Origin of the sequence: uncultured Tateyamaria sp. (genome assembly GCF_947488715.1) — a bacterium.
Lineage (GTDB): Bacteria > Pseudomonadota > Alphaproteobacteria > Rhodobacterales > Rhodobacteraceae > Tateyamaria.
The window spans coordinates 87,738-103,215 of the sequence record NZ_CANLAG010000004.1 but is presented as its reverse complement, the minus strand read 5'-3'; the positions used below and the strand labels follow the sequence as shown (position 1 = coordinate 103,215).

The following is a 15,478-nucleotide window of genomic DNA, read 5'->3' as shown; positions in this document are numbered from 1 at the left end:
TCCTTCAGATGTGTTTGGTCAGCCCGCTGATGGAAAGGCACGGGCGGAGTGTGCTTTGTCGCTATTTGGCACCCTTGGATGAAGTTGCTTTTCCCCCACGCAACGGCTTCATCGGCGTGTTCGCTTCTCGTTCGAGGCGCGCCTTGCGCAGACGGTTGTTCTTGGTTTCCCGTTGTTCGGCCTCTTCTTCGACCATTTTTCTAACGATGCGAGTGGTCTTGTCCATCGGTGTTTCGGCACTGGGACCTTGTGCTTTGAAAACGCTTGCTTTTGTGAGCTTTGCCAAGAGTCAATCTCCTCTTTGAATTTGCTGCGGCACGTCGGATTGACGTTGTTCAAACCAACGCCAGGTGGGTGCTTGGATCTTGGGCATCGCGTGGGTCTGACACCGGTCGGTCATTGCGTATGGTTAACTGGGTGTCTGGCGCTGCCATGGCCCGCATCAAAGCGCTGTAATTCATCTGAAACCGCATTTCTGATCCCACGCAGAGCGTCGGATCTTTTGTCCCAATGATAAGATGATCGCTTGTTGCACCGACGAAAGTATGGTCCGGCGGCATTGTCAGCCCGGTCGCGTCCGTGTCCCGATGCCCAATCGCAAAGATCAATCGGATGGTTCCTGTTGTGTCTGAGACGAGGTGGATCTTTCCAAGGGGCGGATCAGTGCGGCCGACCAGTGGACCGAGAGACTTTGCGTCCGTCTCAATCACTTCAGCGACGAGCGTGAAGGCGTCCCGATACAGACCACCAATCTGACCCCCTGTGACCGGATCGACCCCCAGCAATATTGCCTCTCCAATGCGCAGATCGTTGATCCGACCCGTAGGAGAACCGTTGAGAGCCATAGTCAGGTTTGCAGAATTGCCGCCAGATACTGTCTGAAGGAACGGGCCACATTGCCCCTCAACTTCATTGGCAAGATCAGACAGGGCCTGTATCTTTGCCGCTGTCGGGGCAATACCGCTCAGACACGCGAAGTTGGCGCCAATGCCCTTCAACTGCACCCCGGACATCGCCACGACGCGCTGCGCCATGCCGACAACGTGCCTCGGCAAAATCCCTTCACGCTGATCACCCATTTCGACCATCAGGATAATGCCGTGGACCGTCTTTTGCCGGAGAGCCGCTGCCGCAAGAGCAGTGATCACAGTCATCTCTGTGTTGTAGCTTGCTTCACAGACTTGAACGACATCATCGACCTGGCTCAACATCGGTGTGCGGATCAACGTGATCGGACAGGCCACTCCAGCCTCGCGTAACCGCCGAACATGGCTCAACCGCGCCTCAGCTAGACCCTCTGCGCCACCGTCCACCATCGCCCGCGCGATTGCCGGATGTCCGCACGTGGCTTTGGTCACGGCGGTCACCTGGATGCCACGCACATTTAGCCTGTCGACAATTGTTCTTGTGTTCTCGCGTATCTTCCGCAGATCAACATCGATGCGCGGGCAGGTCATACCGCAACCTTGGGTCGACCCTGCTGGACGCCGGGATAGGCTGCAACGACCATTGCCATCAAATGGGCCACTGGTCGGCTGAGCGCATCAGTGACAGGCAGCCCGAGTTTCGCACTTTGTGCCGCAATTGTGCTTGTGATCTCGGCTTCGGACATGCCCTCGTGGTTGAGCGTCACGCCAATGACCTTGGTATCCGAGAAGGCCTCAATCAGTGCAATCTCACTTGCCGGGGTAGGTATTGGCATGTCGGGAAAATCGCAGCGATGGGCGCGTTTGGGAGCGTGTTGAAGGATGACTGCGTCCGGCTGGCCGCCGCGCAGGATAAAGGCTGAGGTACAGAAAGCAGGGTGGCTGAGTGCACCTTGGCCCTCGATCAAAATAACGTCTGGTTGCTCTGCCTCCGAGGCCGCTACAATCGCGCCCTCAAGTTCGCCGCAGCAGAATTGAGGCGGGACAGCATCCATGGCCACACCGTATTTTGCACCCTGCATTAGGCCAGTCTGGCCTGTACCCACCAGCACGGTCTTGATACCTTTTGCGTTCAAGGCACGTGCCAAAACCGTCGCCGTGGTCCGCTTTCCGATGGCGCAATCCGTTCCAAGAACGGCTATGCGCAGCGCATGGACATGTGCGACGCTGCCGTCGAACAAGCGCATGTCTTTGCCAAGCTTGGGTTTGCGAATGTCGCGGATGGTGACCTGTTTCGTCGATGCCGCGTGTGCAATTTCGGTGTCGTCGCTTAGATATTCGTGCAACCCGCTGACGATGTTCATACCGCGCTCGATTGCATGCAGTACGACACCACGATCAGCCATCGAAAGTCGCCCTGTTGAGGGAGCCATTCCGTAGATGAAAGTATCAGGCGTCGCGGTTTCGCGGGCGACAGCGGCATCCAGATCTTCGAGAATTGGTATTTCGTTCATCACGTTATCTAGGACGTCCCCGGCGTTCTCCCCGCTCTGGGTGCTGTCGATGACTGAGACGATCCTGTAGGCCTCAGAATGACGCACAAGGCCGTTTGCTGTTTTGCCATCAATTCTGGCAAAATTGCCTTCGCAATAGACAACCGCTGTTGGCTGTGCGGCAATCTCGGCGAGCGAAGCCAAGTGTGTTGTGGTGTCTTTGGTCAAGGGCGGCGCCTGCGCACCTCTGGCTGGACGACGAAGGGTATCAGCAGTTTGAAGTTCGGATTTCATACTATTTTCCTTTTGAGAGCAGCAGGCCGTAGCCAGTGACTTTGGAAATCGAGACACTGTTGTTGGGCCTAGTTCTTAAGAACGCAAAGCCCCTTGGACTTCTGGAAATTCCGGTTGCATTCCCAACGGTTGCCAGGCCTGTCGAGATGGGCGTTAGCTGGGATATCGATTGCTTCGCAATCCGTACCGGAAGCTTCGTACCCCCTCTCACACTTCCATCCCTTACCGTAGGCAGCATCATCAAAATATGCGAATTCCGGGATAACAACGGCCTCGCAGCGATCGTCCCGTTCAAGGAAGCCACGTTCACATGTCCACGGCTGACCATAACCGGCTGTGTTCAGATAGCCGTTGATAGGAACTGCAATTGCAGAACAAAGGTCATCCACCTGCTCGTACCCGCGGTCGCACTCCCATCCAGACCCATAGGTCGAGTCCACCAGATAGCCATTTTCAGGCACGACGATTTCTTGACAGGTATCATCAACTTTCAGAAATCCACGCAGACAGTGCCAGCGTTCGCCAGAAGGATCGAGGACGCCGTAATTCGGGACCACCACGGCGACACAATCTGTTCCATCGACCTTGCGATAGCCACGCAGACACTCCCATCCGGAACCATAGGTGCGGTTCGTCACAAACCCATTTTCCGGTGCCACAACGGTAGCGCAAGTATCGCCGTTGAGCCGATACCCGACATTGCATTCCCAACCGTCACCATAGCTCTTTGCGCTGGCGTTTTCCGGCATGGTTTGAGCAAGCGCGGGCATTGACAATAGAATGAGAGAAAAAATGGGACCCATGAAAACGACCCAAAGAATTCGGGCGTCCGCCGACATAGGTGCCCCGCAAACTGCTTTTGACGATTGCAGCGAAGCTTTTGAATTATGATCCATCCAATTCAAGCCTCGCGAGACAAGCCTCTGCAAGGTCTCGGTCGGGAGCGTCTGAACCGGGGCGGGTGGCCCAGCCGGTTTCCATCATTGCATTGCGGCGCCCAAAGCCAGAAATTTCTTGTAGAACTGCGAGCTTCGCTGTGCGTTCTGGATCAGCCGTTGACATGTTGAGGCATATCGGAACCATGGCCAACGTCACCTCTGCAGATACCATCTCCTTTGCCATGGTTTCGGCGCTGTTGTTGGTCATCCAGCCACCCCAAGTGAAGCCAAGTATGGAAACCGCAATTGCGCCACCCAAAGCACCGTAGAGGCCGGGTTTCGTCCATTCTGGAAAAGTCATTTTTGATCCTTTGACGGAGAAAGCGCCGCCTCACTTTTTTGCACTGGCAAAGCATTTTGTCAGAGCCATTTCGAGGCCGATTGATCGGCAACGCGCAATCAATGTCTGGGCGTAAATCGCTGCCCCTTCCTTCCGCCTATGCGGAAAAATATGACGCATGGGCGATGCGGTCGTGCGCGATAACATCGCGTACCTTCCCAAACGTCAGAGTCCTGTTATGGCATGCGACAATCGAATTTTGATGATAGGCAACTGCGGTTGGCTCTGGCAGGCGATGCGCCTTTGCCGAAGACGGCCACAACTTTGTACTGTGTATGTAGTCGCCTAGCGCCTAATTTGCAATGCTAGGTAATCTGAACATCTTTCCAACACGGCCCATGGCTCAGAAAAAGGGCGCGAACGGAGCGCCAATCTTGTGTGTCAGCAGCTAGTCCCCCCGCATGATATGCCTATGGTGATAGCGGACCCAGGTTTTTGTTGAGGTTGTAGCGCGGGCGTTCGTCATGAGGTATGGAACTGCCAGAAAATTTGATGATTTCGATCACCTTGGCCGCTTCGATCTGCCTTCAGCGAAATGGGGGGCCATGCGCCCAGACGGTCAGCGAACGCCGGGTGCCCCGCTTGATTGGCGTTACTTGGTGCAGTGCAAAGCTCGGAAACACACTTACAGACCCCTGCGCCCGATTGGCCAAGAGGATGTGAGCACTTGGCCTGATTTCCAAGTCACCGCCGTCGTAGGTGTCCGGATTGCTCAATTGCAGCACAAGGGTAAGCTTTCTTTTACCAGCAGTGGGACCATTGCCAATGTCAGAGTGCCAAGCAAAATGGCCCCCTTTGGCCGCATCATAGCTGGCAATTTGCGGGCTCTCCGCAAATTCGCGTACATCGAAATCAAACTGTTGGTTGTTAGAATGACTAACAACCTCGATCAATCGGGTCATCACCCAGCTGAGGTCTCCGACATCGTCCATCCAAACGAGTTCCGCATGACGCAGATTGTGATCCCGATTGCGGCCCACAAGCCGCGCGTCGTCGGCGGGCATTTTGGCGATTGCCGCAACAATGCGGTCACATTCCCACGTCGTAAACGCATCGGGCACTGAGTGCACACCCTTCATTCCGTTCACCATTTGACAGTGGTGGATCGAGCTTGCGTCGATGCGCAAAGGGGTTGCATCAATTCGCAACCAATTTTTCGGAACGTTCCGATAGGCCTTTGAATACCTTTATGATTTCTTCGGGCTCGGCACAATCAAGTGCCGCGTTTGCGATTTCTGCTTCCGTCCAGATCCACGTTTTTGCAGGATCATGAAGCATCGCCCAATTTGCAAAAAACCGGGAGTTTATCTTGCGATTCAGGAGTTCTTTGACCCCAGCATGACGATCATCGCAACAAATCCGTGCATAGGCTGCGCGTACTGCATCTTCTGGACCTTCCAGTAGTTGAAGGTAGATGTCATGTCGACAAACCAACGCGCCGGTCACGTCATCGCGCTTATTGCAGCGTCTGGCATCCAACAAAATTCCTGCCAGTGTCGGCTCGTCGAACCCAAACGGCTGCGATACATAAACGATCTGCATGAGATTTGTGATGATTTGGCCCCCTGCGGGATTGAGCGATGCATGAACATGCAGTGATAGACGCACAATCACATCGCTTCAGAGAAAGACCGTAGAGGTTAGACGACGCTGAGTCTCGGCCAAAGCAAGCGAAAGGCAAATTTGTAGAAAGATGTCTCAACATTGAGGGTCTTGCGTCGTCACCGCGCCTGTTCCCTGCTTGCGCTTATATGGCAAGGATACAATCCGTTTTGTCTTGAGGCGGCGGGTCCGCGTGGTTGGCCTCGTCGCACATTTTTCTGGATGGCCGGTTTTTCCGCCGAAACGCGGCGCAATCGGTCAAGCAAATCCCGCCACTTTTGCGCTGCGTGCGCGCGCAGCATGAAAATCAAATGACCACCTTGGGCTCGGAGTCGACTTTCGCCGCATCCACCTTGAATGTCCGCCACTAGAATAGAAGCGATGCGTCGCAACCTCCGCTTCTTGCGCTTCTTCTTTCGGACACTTGTCCGGTTTTAGGCTGCCATCAACGGCGGCACAGGTCGCATGCTCTATTGCCCGGAACCTATCTCAGATTTCTTCGCCGCGTTTCTGGAGGTCTTCGAGCAATTCTTGGTAGATGCCATTGCTGTCACCGCCGCCAAAGACCGTGGCGCCGCCGGAGTAGGTTTGGCCGTAGGTGCGGGCGACGTTGATGGTTTGGACGAAAGCGGAGAGCAGTTGGTCTTTTTCAAGGGAACTGAGCGGGTGGATGAACACGCCCCAGAGCCGCCCTTGCGCCACCGCGTAGCGGGCATCAAGTGCCGTGTCGAAGTTGGCCTGCATGAGCCGCATCAGTTCGGCACTGGTCAAGCCGCCGGCGGAGCGGATGGGCACCATCGCGCGCATCCGGTTGGCCGCTGCGTCGGCGATCACGACCACCGGGATGTCGTCAATGGTGAACTGGATGGCGCCGCCTGCGGGCTGCGCTTCGGGGTCGATGGCGCGGATGATCTCGGCCATGCGTTGCAGCGTCATGGGCGGTTCGGCTGCGGCCTCTGGCGGTGCTTCGGGCGCGTCGGTTTGTTGCGCGGTGGCAAAGGGCACGGCGAGGCACAGAGCAAGGGCTGGCAAGAGGGCAGGCAGAAAGCGGGGCATGGGCAAAACCTTTCGTCACATGACAAAAAGCTAGGCCACCCCGCTTTCAATTTCCACGCACCGTTTGGTGATGAGGGGATCGTGGGGGTCAGAGACCTGCGCGCAATGCGTCGGCCAGATCCGTGCGTTCCCAGCTGAAACCGCCATCGGCATCGGGCGCGCGGCCAAAGTGGCCGTAGGCGGCGGTGCGCTGGTACACGGGTTTGTTCAGTTGCAGGTGCTCGCGGATGCCGCGCGGCGTGAGGTCCATGGCGCGGGCCACAGCGGCCTCGATGGCGGCGTCGGCGACCTCTCCGGTACCGAAGGTGTCGCAGTAGATCGACAGCGGTTTGGACACGCCGATGGCATAGCTGAGCTGGATCGTGCATTTGTCAGCAAGGCCAGCGGCCACGACGTTCTTGGCCAGATAGCGCGCGGCATAGGCCGCCGAGCGGTCCACCTTGGTCGGGTCCTTGCCCGAGAACGCGCCGCCGCCGTGGGGGGCGGCCCCGCCGTAGGTGTCCACGATGATCTTGCGGCCTGTGAGGCCCGCATCGCCGTCCGGGCCGCCGATCACGAATTTGCCGGTGGGGTTCACGTGCCATTCGGTGGCATCGGTCAGCCAGCCGTCGGGCAGGACCTCGTTGATGTAGGGGGCGACCATGGCGCGGATGTCTTCGCTGGTCAGGCTTTCGTCGAGGTGCTGGGTCGACAGCACAACCGAGCTGACGCCGACGGGTTTGCCGTCGCGGTAAATCACCGACAGCTGCGATTTGGCGTCGGGGCCAAGGGCGGGTTCGGTGCCGTCCTTGCGGACCTCGGCCAGACGGCGCAGGATCGCGTGGGCGTATTGGATCGGTGCGGGCATGAGCGCGGGCGTTTCGTTGGTGGCATAGCCGAACATGATGCCCTGATCACCTGCGCCCTCGTCCTTGTCCGCCGCGGCGTCGACCCCTTGGGCGATGTGGGCGGATTGTTCGTGCAGCAGGTTCGTGATCTCGCAGGTGTTCCAGTGGAACTTGTCCTGTTCGTAGCCGATGTCCTTGATGCAGGCGCGGGCGATGTCGTCGATGCGGCCCATGTAGTCGTGCAGCTTTTCCTGATCGCTCAGCCCGACCTCACCGCCGATGACGACGCGGTTGGTGGTGGCGAATGTCTCGCAGGCGACGCGGGCCTCGGGCTCTTCGGCCAGAAAGGCGTCGAGAACGGCGTCGGAAATGCGGTCACAGACCTTGTCGGGGTGGCCCTCGGAAACGGATTCCGAAGTGAAGGTGTAATTGCTGCGGGACATGGGCGCTCCATTGCTTTGATCCCCGCCACGTCAGGAAGCCGTTGTGACAGGTCCGATCCGACTTACGCGCCGGTTTCGCCCGCGTCAATGGCATGCGTGCGCCTGAACCGCGCACGGCGCAACACGGACGCGACAAGACCCGCGAGGATCAGCAGAACCCACGGCAAGTCCCCAGTACGGGCGTAGAGCGTAGGGGGTGCCGCGGCGGGCAGGCGTTCGTCAAGATATCCGGCCGTGTTGAGCGGCAAGGCCGACACAATGCGCCCGCGCGGGTCGATCACGGCAGAGATGCCGGTGTTGGCCGCGCGGATCATCGGCAGACCCTGTTCAATCGCACGCATACGGGCCTGCGCGAGGTGTTGTTGCGGGCCAGAGCGCATGCCGAACCACGCGTCATTGGTCAGCTGCATCAAAAAGGCCGGGCGCTGCGGTGCGCGGCCCACATCATGTGCAAAGACCGCCTCGTAGCAAATCAGTGGCAGTGCGGTGCCCAGCGCGCCAAAGTCGAGCAACCGTGGCCCCGGTCCGGCGGCATAGCCCCCATCGGCCCGGTCGGCGAGCGCCTTTATGCCAAGGCTGCGAAACAGGGCGGGGAATGGCATGTATTCACCAAAGGGGACGAGGTGGTGCTTGTCATAGCTTTGCGTCACCTGACCCGCGCCGTCCAGAACAACGAGGCCGTTATAATAACCGGCATCATCCGCGCGTTGAATACCAAGCGCCACGGGCGCGCCGCGCGCAGCTGCGCCAATGGCGTCGAACACGGGTTGGGCGTATTCCTGCAAATAGGGCAGCGCAGTTTCGGGCCAGACGATTAGGTCTGGCACCGTGTCCCCTGCCCCGGTGAATTCGATCTGGCGGTTAACGAAAACGGGGATCTTTTCGGGATCCCATTTTTCGTGCTGCGGTGCGTTGGGCTGGATGAGGCGGACGGTGTGGTCGGTGACGGGGGACAGGACAGTCTCAAGAGGCCGCAGCAACAAAGCGCCCAGAAGGACCGCGGGAATGGCCGCCCACGGCGCTCTGACCGGACGGGTGACGGCGATGGCGCAGACGGCGCACATGGTCAGCATGAGCCCATGCGGACCCAGCCACGCAAGCCCTTGTCCGGCAAGCGTGTCGACAAGTGTTTGGGGCGGTGCGGCCCATGGAAAGCCGGTGAACACGTAGGCGCGCAACAGCTCTGCCCCGGCCCATGCCACAGCCAGCATCCAGGGACGTCCCCCGGCCCAGCGGGCAAAGGACATAGCCGCGGCCCAGAACGCACCCAGCAAAAGCGCCAACAGAACCACGGCAAAGGGCGCCATCCACCCGGTTTCTGCCGCATCCACCTGAAACGGTTCCGTGATCCACGACAGGGTCAGTCCAAAATACCCAAACCCCAGCGCCCAGCCATAGAACAGCGCCTGACGTGGCGTGCGGGCCATGTAGAGAAAGACAAAGCCCGCGATCATCGGCACCGCAATGGCCATCGGGAGATCAAACGGCGGGTGGCCCAGCGCGCCACAGGCCCCGGCGAGAGCGGCAAAGAAGGCCACGCCCCAAGCCGGCACCGCCCCGGCAGGCGCGGCGGCTTGGGTCATTCGGCGGCGTCCCGCCCGTGCATGCGCACGCGCAGGCGTTTGATCCGGCGTGGGTCTGCGTCGATCACTTCGAACTCTGGGCCATCCGGGTGCGGGACAACTTCGCCGCGTGCGGGGACCCGGCCAGCAAGCATAAAGACCAGACCGCCCAGCGTTTCGATCTCTTCTTCGTCGACATCATCATGGGTGGTGAGGGACAGGCCCGTTTCCGCCTCAAACTCCGCCAGCGGGGTTTTGGCCAGAGCCAAGTAGCATCCGCTCTTTTCGCGGGTGAAGAACACGCCTTCGTCCACATCGTGCTCGTCCTCGATCTCGCCGATGACCTGTTCGATCAGGTCCTCGATGGTGACGAGGCCGTCAACACCGCCATATTCATCGATCACCAGCGCCATGTGACGGCGTTCGGTCTGCATCTTGGTGAGCAGCACGCCAATGGTCATGGAAGGCGGCACAAAGAGGAGCGGCCGAAGGCGCGCGCGCAGGTCGAAATCGGTGCCGCCGCCATTGAAGCCATGTTGCAGGGCGATGTCCTTGAGGTGCGCAAAGCCAATGGGGGTGTCGAGCGTGCCCTCGAAAACCGGCAGTCGCGTCAGCCCGCTTTCGCGGAAGAGCGCCACGAGTTCATCCAGTGTCACCGTGTCCGGAACAGCGGTGATCTCCGCCTTGGGGACGGCCACGTCCTCGACGCGCATCCGGCGCAGGTTGATCATGCCGTGGATTTGCGGGCGTGACACCTGCGTTTCGGTGGGGGTGTCGGGGGCCTCGGACGGGCTGAGCGCGCCAATCACGCGCGCCAGAAAACCGCCATTTGGTGTTGTGTCTGTCGTGTCATTGTCTGACTGCGCGCGTTGCGCCGCGTCAGACGATCCGTCGTTTTCGCCCATTGGCTCCAGTCCAGTTCATACAGGGCGTCGCACCCTGACGCCCCTAATATGGGTCAGGCACGCCCAGCTTGCCAAGTATTTTGACTTCGAGGGCCTCCATCCGCGTGGCGTCGGCGTCACGGATGTGGTCATAGCCCAGCAAATGCAGGGTTCCGTGAACAATCAAATGCGTCACATGGTCCTGCATGGGTTTGTTTTGTTCGGCGGCCTCGGCCGCGCAGGTGTCGTAGGCGATGGCGATGTCACCCAGCGCCAGCGTGCCGCCCGGATCGGGGGTGGGCGCGTGGGGGGCTGCGCCGTCTTGCTCCGGGCTGAGGTCCTCTTCGGGCCAGCTGAGCACGTTGGTGGGGGCGGGTTTGTCGCGGAAGTCGGCGTTGAGCGCCGTGATGCGGCTGTCGTCGCAGGCCAGCAGGGACAGTTCGGCATGGTCTATGCCGCACGTTGCGAGCGTGGCGTCGATGGCCGCGCGCGCGGTGACATCAAGCGCCTGCCAGCGGGGGTCTTCGATCAGGATGTCGATATCGTGTGGTATCTGTCTGAACCGGGGGCCTGCCCCCGGACCCCCGGCATATTTCTGGAACAATGAAGGATCAGGACGGTGTTGTGTCGGCCTCGTAGGCTTCGATGATGGCGGCCACAAGGGGGTGGCGGACGACGTCCTTGGAGGTGAAGTAGTTGAAGCTGATCTTGGGCACCGATTTGAGCAGGCGTTCGGCATCCGACAGGCCCGATGGCACGCCGCGTGGCAGGTCGATCTGAGTGCGGTCGCCGGTGATCACCATGCGCGAGCCTTCGCCGAGGCGGGTCAGGAACATTTTCATCTGCATGGTGGTGGCGTTTTGCGCCTCGTCCAGCACGACAAAGGCGCGTGACAGGGTGCGGCCGCGCATGAAGGCGAGCGGGGCGATTTCGATGGTTTTTTCCTCTTTGAGTTTCGCCAGTTGCTTGCCCGGAAGGAAGTCGTTCAGCGCGTCATAGAGCGGCTGCATGTAGGGATCGACCTTTTCCTCTTGGGTGCCGGGCAGGAAGCCCAGACGTTCGCCCGCCTCAACGGCGGGGCGGCAGAGGATGATGCGATCGACATGGCCGGAGATGAACATGGACACCCCCACGGCCACGGCGAGATAGGTTTTGCCGGTGCCTGCGGGGCCGATGCCAAAGGCCATTTCATTGTCAAAGAGCGACTGCACATAGGCCTTTTGCGCGTCGGTGCGCGGCTCGACCAGTTTCTTGCGGGTCTTGATTTCGATCCGGTTGCCCACCGGCATCTCGAGCTGGTCGCCTGCGCGGCTGCCGGTATCGGCCTCGGTGTTGCCCATGCGCAATTCGCGGTCCACGTCTGCGGGTTCGACCTCTTTTCCGGTCTCAAGCCGGAGGTAGAGCGCGTTCAGCACGTCAGCCGCGCGTTTCTGGGCATCCTCTTCGCCAAGGATAGCCAGCACGTTGCCGCGCCGGATGATCTGGACTTCGAGCGCCGATTCGACGGCTGTCAGGTGGCTGTCATAGGGCCCGCAGAGGTCAATCAGCAGACGGTTGTCGGGGAATTCCAGAACCACTTCTTTGGCCGGTTGGTCTAGGGTCAAATCCTGCTCCGTTCATCTCGGGTTTGGTTGAGCGTGGCAAGTTCCCGGTGGGGGTGCAACGGGCGGCGGGCCATTTTCATCAAATTGAAACAAAAAAGGCCGGAGCGTGCCACACGCTCCGGCCTTTCTGCATGGATTTTGCGGGGATCAGTTGGGGTCACGGATGCTGGAACCGCCTTTGAAGTCACCCACGGTCTGTGTCGGCGGTGCGACGCCCGAGCAAACCGGCTTGCCGTACTTGTCCAGCCGGGCGGAGAGATAGCCCTCGACACCGTCGTCAATGATCCAGTGGTCACAGCCGTTGGGATCAACCCAGATCCCGGCCTGAAGCTGGCTGAGGTCCTTGCGGTCGGTGCCGCGGTCGATGGTTTTGTCCGGCGGCAGGCCATCACCACAAGCGGCAACACCGAGACCGGCAATCAGGAGCGGGACGAATTTCAACTTGGTCATGGTCATGTCCCTCACTGGATACAGATGATTTCGACGCGGCGGTTCTTGGCCATGCCGCGTGCTGTGCCGTTGGAGGCCGCAGGCTGGCGTTCGCCATAGCCGCGTACGTCCGCAATCCGTGCGCCCGACTGTTGGGCAACGGCGGCAACGGCGTTGGCGCGGTTCAGCGAGAGGCGCAGGTTATACGCATCGCTGGCGCGGCTGTCCGTGTGGCCGGTGATGATAAAGCTGGTGGCCGTCGATTCCTGGAAGAACTGCATCAGGCGCTGTTTGCCAGCGGCATGGATGCGGAAGCTGTCAGTCTTGAAGAACTGGTCCGACTGCATCACGCCACACAGGTTGCCACGGCGGCAGACCGGGATGCCCTTGCGGTTGACGTGCGGGGTCATATAGCCCTCGGCGCCGTCATCCATGACCCAGTGTTCGCACCCGTCCGGGTCGACCCAGATCGTAGGGATGTACTGGCCCTTGTCACGTCCCTGTTGCGACCGCGTCTGGCCAAAGGCCTGCGCGGACACGTCCGACACCATCAATGATGTCAATGCAACGGCGGTGACAGCCGCGGTTGCCAAAAGTCTATTCACTGTTCGGGAAAACAAATTCGCCACAGCTCTGTCCCTTTTTATTGTTAGTCCCCCGCAAAGGTCGAAACACACCCCATAGGGCAGACCCTCACCATTCTGCGGGAAAGCGTAGGCAAATTTTAACGGTCTGTGAACCCGTTTTCACCAGATATTGTGGCTATATTTAGCGCACTTACCACTGCTGAGGCTGTTTTCACCCGAGAATGCGGTGGCCGGTGCGCGGGTCAGAGCAATTCGCCGGTCAGGGAATTGGTGCCAGCGGCCACGATTCTCACCGGAGCGATGTCACCGATATTCACCTGTGCGTTGTCGACGTGCACCGCGTGCAAGTAGTCGCTCTTGCCGCCCATCTGGCCGGGAAGGCGACCGGACTTTTCAAACAGGACGTTAACCGTACGCCCGACCATGCTGTCCTGAATGGCGCGCTGTTGCCGGGTGATCAGCGCCTGAAGGCGTTGCAGGCGGTCGTCGGCCTCGGCCGGGTCGACCTGGGGCCGCTCGGCAGCGGGCGTGCCGGGGCGGGTCGAGTATTTGAAGCTGTAGGCATAGCCGTAGTTCACGGCCTCGACCAGATCCAGCGTGGCCTGAAAATCGGCCTCGGTCTCTTCGGGGAAGCCCACGATGAAATCGCCGGACATCAGGATGTCGGGGCGCGCGGCGCGGATGCGTTCGATCAGGCGCAGATAGCTTTCGGCGGTGTGGCTGCGGTTCATCCGTTTCAGGATGCGGTCGCTGCCCGATTGCACAGGCAGGTGCAGGTAGGGCATCAGTTTGGAACAGGTGCCATGCGCCTCGATCAGGTCGTCGCCCATGTCATTGGGATGGCTGGTGGTAAAGCGGATGCGTTCCAGCCCGTCCACCTTGTCCAGATCCCAGATCAGTTGCGCCAGCGTATAGTCCGCGCCGTCCGGCCCTGCGCCGTGATAGGCGTTGACGTTCTGGCCCAGCAGGGTGATTTCGCGCACGCCGCGTTCGACCAGATCGCGCGCCTCATCGAGGATGCGGGTGGCGGGGCGGCTGACTTCGGCGCCACGGGTGTAGGGCACCACGCAGAACGCGCAGAACTTGTCGCAGCCCTCTTGAACGGTCAGGAACGCGGTGGGGCCGCGCTTGGCCTTGGGGCGCGACTTGAGGCGTTCGAATTTGTCCTCTTCGGGGAAATCGGTGTCGAGCGCCTTGTCACCCTGACGGGTCTTGGCCTCCAACTCGGGCAGGCGGTGATAGCTTTGGGGGCCGACCACCAGATCGACCATGGGCTGACGGCGCATGATTTCAGCACCTTCAGCTTGGGCCACGCATCCGGCCACACCGATCTTGAGGTCCGGTTTGTCGGCCTTGAGCCCCCGATACCGCCCCAGTTCGGAATAGATCTTTTCCGCCGCTTTTTCGCGGATATGGCAGGTGTTGAGCAGGATCATGTCCGCATCATCGGGGGTGTCGGTCTGTTCATAGCCCTGCCCGCCCAGCGTTTCGGCCATGCGTTCGCTGTCGTAGACGTTCATCTGGCAGCCATAGGTCTTGATGAAGAGCTTTTTCGGCGTCGTCATGGGGGCATCCACAGGGCTAGGGAGATCAGTTGCGCGATCTATCAGCCTCGCCTGCATCTTGCAATGGAGCGCCGTTTATCCCAATGAAAGGGTTATGGATTACGTCACGGTGTGCCTATGCAGTTCAACAGCCTGACCGATTTGATCAAAGACAGCGACGCCCTGCCCGCCAAGGGGCCGGTGGCGGTGGTTCTGGTCGAGGACGATATCGAGGTGGCCACGACGCTGCGCCATCACCAGCAGGCCGGGTTCAAACACGTCATCGCGCTGATGCCTGCCGAGTTCGCCTTGCCTCCTGATCTGCATGAAACGGTGTTGCGCGTTGACTATGACTTGTCGCGGGAAGGTGCGGCAGAGGATGGGGTGAACCAGTTGATCGCCGCTGTCCCCGCGGGGACATGGATGTACTACTGTTACAACGCGGAATACCTTTTCCATCCGTTCTGCGAGACGCGGACGGTAGGTGAAATGCTGGCCTTTCATACCGAAGAGCGGCGCGATGCGATGCTGACCTATGTGATCGACCTATATTCGGACGATCTTTGGGCGCATCCGAACGCGGTGGCACTGGACCGGGCGCATCTGGATCGGTCGGGATATTACGCCCTGGCCCGCAAGGACACGCATGGGCATCCAAAGGACCGGCAGTTGGATTTCTTTGGCGGTTTGCGTTGGCGCTATGAAGAACACGTGCCGTCGGTGCGTCGCAAAATTGACCGGATTGCGCTGTTCAAGACCAAGCCGGGCCTGAAATTGCGGGCCGATCACACGTTCAGCGACGAAGAATACAACACCTACGCTTGCCAATGGCACCACAACCTGACGGCGGCGATCTGTTCGTTCCGCACGGCCAAAGCGCTCAAGCTGAACCCCGGCAGCACCTATGACATCGAGACGTTCAAGTGGCACAACTCTGCCCCGTTCGAATGGCATTCGCGGCAGTTGCTGGATCTGGGTCTAATGGAGCCGGGGCAGTGGTTCTGACCAC

General features: G+C 59.8%; 17 protein-coding genes and 1 riboswitch. Of the genes, 1 reads left to right on the top strand and 16 read right to left on the bottom strand.

What is annotated here, in order from left to right:
- Positions 1 to 61: 61 nt before the first annotated feature.
- From Q0936_RS10955 to miaB, 16 genes are all read right to left on the bottom strand, one after another.
- Entirely contained in the window at positions 62 to 286 is a 225-nt protein-coding gene (locus Q0936_RS10955; protein WP_299293142.1) for a hypothetical protein, read from the bottom strand.
- Positions 287 to 335: 49 nt separating this feature from the next.
- Positions 336 to 1,457: an alanine/ornithine racemase family PLP-dependent enzyme gene (locus tag Q0936_RS10950; RefSeq protein ID WP_299293139.1), complete on the bottom strand. Its 1,122-nt coding sequence runs from the start codon at positions 1,455 to 1,457 to the stop codon at positions 336 to 338.
- Positions 1,454 to 2,653 carry a DUF1611 domain-containing protein gene (locus Q0936_RS10945; protein ID WP_299293136.1) on the bottom strand — a complete coding sequence of 400 codons (1,200 nt, stop codon included), beginning with the start codon at positions 2,651 to 2,653 and terminating at the stop codon, positions 1,454 to 1,456. Before Q0936_RS10945 ends, Q0936_RS10950 begins: the two co-directional genes overlap by 4 nt.
- A 68-nt stretch (positions 2,654 to 2,721) precedes the next feature.
- Positions 2,722 to 3,549 (bottom strand): hypothetical protein, encoded by an 828-nt coding sequence (locus Q0936_RS10940; protein WP_299293133.1) that lies wholly within the window; start codon positions 3,547 to 3,549, stop codon positions 2,722 to 2,724.
- On the bottom strand, positions 3,539 to 3,892 hold the full coding sequence (locus tag Q0936_RS10935; protein ID WP_299293131.1) for a hypothetical protein: 354 nt from the start codon (positions 3,890 to 3,892) through the stop codon (positions 3,539 to 3,541). The genes Q0936_RS10940 and Q0936_RS10935 overlap by 11 nt, the downstream gene beginning before the upstream one ends.
- 566 nt (positions 3,893 to 4,458) lie before the next feature.
- Positions 4,459 to 5,010, bottom strand: a complete 552-nt coding sequence (locus tag Q0936_RS10930; protein ID WP_299293154.1) for a 2OG-Fe(II) oxygenase — start codon at positions 5,008 to 5,010, stop codon at positions 4,459 to 4,461.
- Positions 5,011 to 5,068: 58 nt separating this feature from the next.
- A complete protein-coding gene (locus Q0936_RS10925) occupies positions 5,069 to 5,473 on the bottom strand; it encodes a BLUF domain-containing protein (RefSeq protein ID WP_299293129.1) in 405 nt (134 codons plus the stop codon).
- Between the two features lie 549 nt (positions 5,474 to 6,022).
- The gene (locus tag Q0936_RS10920) at positions 6,023 to 6,589 is read right to left on the bottom strand and encodes a hypothetical protein (protein ID WP_299293127.1); all 567 of its coding nucleotides are present in this window, start codon (positions 6,587 to 6,589) and stop codon (positions 6,023 to 6,025) included.
- A gap of 88 nt (positions 6,590 to 6,677) precedes the next feature.
- The gene (gene metK, locus Q0936_RS10915; protein WP_299293125.1) at positions 6,678 to 7,859 is read right to left on the bottom strand and encodes a methionine adenosyltransferase; all 1,182 of its coding nucleotides are present in this window, start codon (positions 7,857 to 7,859) and stop codon (positions 6,678 to 6,680) included.
- 3 nt (positions 7,860 to 7,862) lie between these two features.
- Positions 7,863 to 7,912: riboswitch (SAM-SAH riboswitch) on the bottom strand.
- Between the two features lie 9 nt (positions 7,913 to 7,921).
- On the bottom strand, positions 7,922 to 9,442 hold the full coding sequence (lnt, locus tag Q0936_RS10910; protein ID WP_299293123.1) for an apolipoprotein N-acyltransferase: 1,521 nt from the start codon (positions 9,440 to 9,442) through the stop codon (positions 7,922 to 7,924).
- A complete protein-coding gene (locus tag Q0936_RS10905; RefSeq protein WP_299293121.1) occupies positions 9,439 to 10,326 on the bottom strand; it encodes a hemolysin family protein in 888 nt (295 codons plus the stop codon). Before Q0936_RS10905 ends, lnt begins: the two co-directional genes overlap by 4 nt.
- A 43-nt stretch (positions 10,327 to 10,369) precedes the next feature.
- Positions 10,370 to 10,858 (bottom strand): rRNA maturation RNase YbeY, encoded by a 489-nt coding sequence (ybeY, locus tag Q0936_RS10900; RefSeq protein WP_299293151.1) that lies wholly within the window; start codon positions 10,856 to 10,858, stop codon positions 10,370 to 10,372.
- A gap of 58 nt (positions 10,859 to 10,916) precedes the next feature.
- Positions 10,917 to 11,909 carry a PhoH family protein gene (locus Q0936_RS10895; protein ID WP_299293119.1) on the bottom strand — a complete coding sequence of 331 codons (993 nt, stop codon included), beginning with the start codon at positions 11,907 to 11,909 and terminating at the stop codon, positions 10,917 to 10,919.
- Positions 11,910 to 12,056: 147 nt separating this feature from the next.
- A complete protein-coding gene (locus Q0936_RS10890) occupies positions 12,057 to 12,359 on the bottom strand; it encodes a hypothetical protein (RefSeq protein ID WP_299146216.1) in 303 nt (100 codons plus the stop codon).
- 11 nt (positions 12,360 to 12,370) lie between these two features.
- Positions 12,371 to 12,889: an OmpA family protein gene (locus Q0936_RS10885; RefSeq protein WP_299146215.1), complete on the bottom strand. Its 519-nt coding sequence runs from the start codon at positions 12,887 to 12,889 to the stop codon at positions 12,371 to 12,373.
- Between the two features lie 278 nt (positions 12,890 to 13,167).
- On the bottom strand, positions 13,168 to 14,490 hold the full coding sequence (gene miaB, locus Q0936_RS10880) for a tRNA (N6-isopentenyl adenosine(37)-C2)-methylthiotransferase MiaB (RefSeq protein ID WP_299293117.1): 1,323 nt from the start codon (positions 14,488 to 14,490) through the stop codon (positions 13,168 to 13,170).
- A 117-nt stretch (positions 14,491 to 14,607) separates the two neighbouring features.
- Here miaB and Q0936_RS10875 point away from each other — a divergent pair, with 117 nt between their 5' ends.
- A complete protein-coding gene (locus tag Q0936_RS10875; RefSeq protein ID WP_299146213.1) occupies positions 14,608 to 15,474 on the top strand; it encodes a hypothetical protein in 867 nt (288 codons plus the stop codon).
- The last annotated feature ends 4 nt before the right edge of the window (positions 15,475 to 15,478 follow it).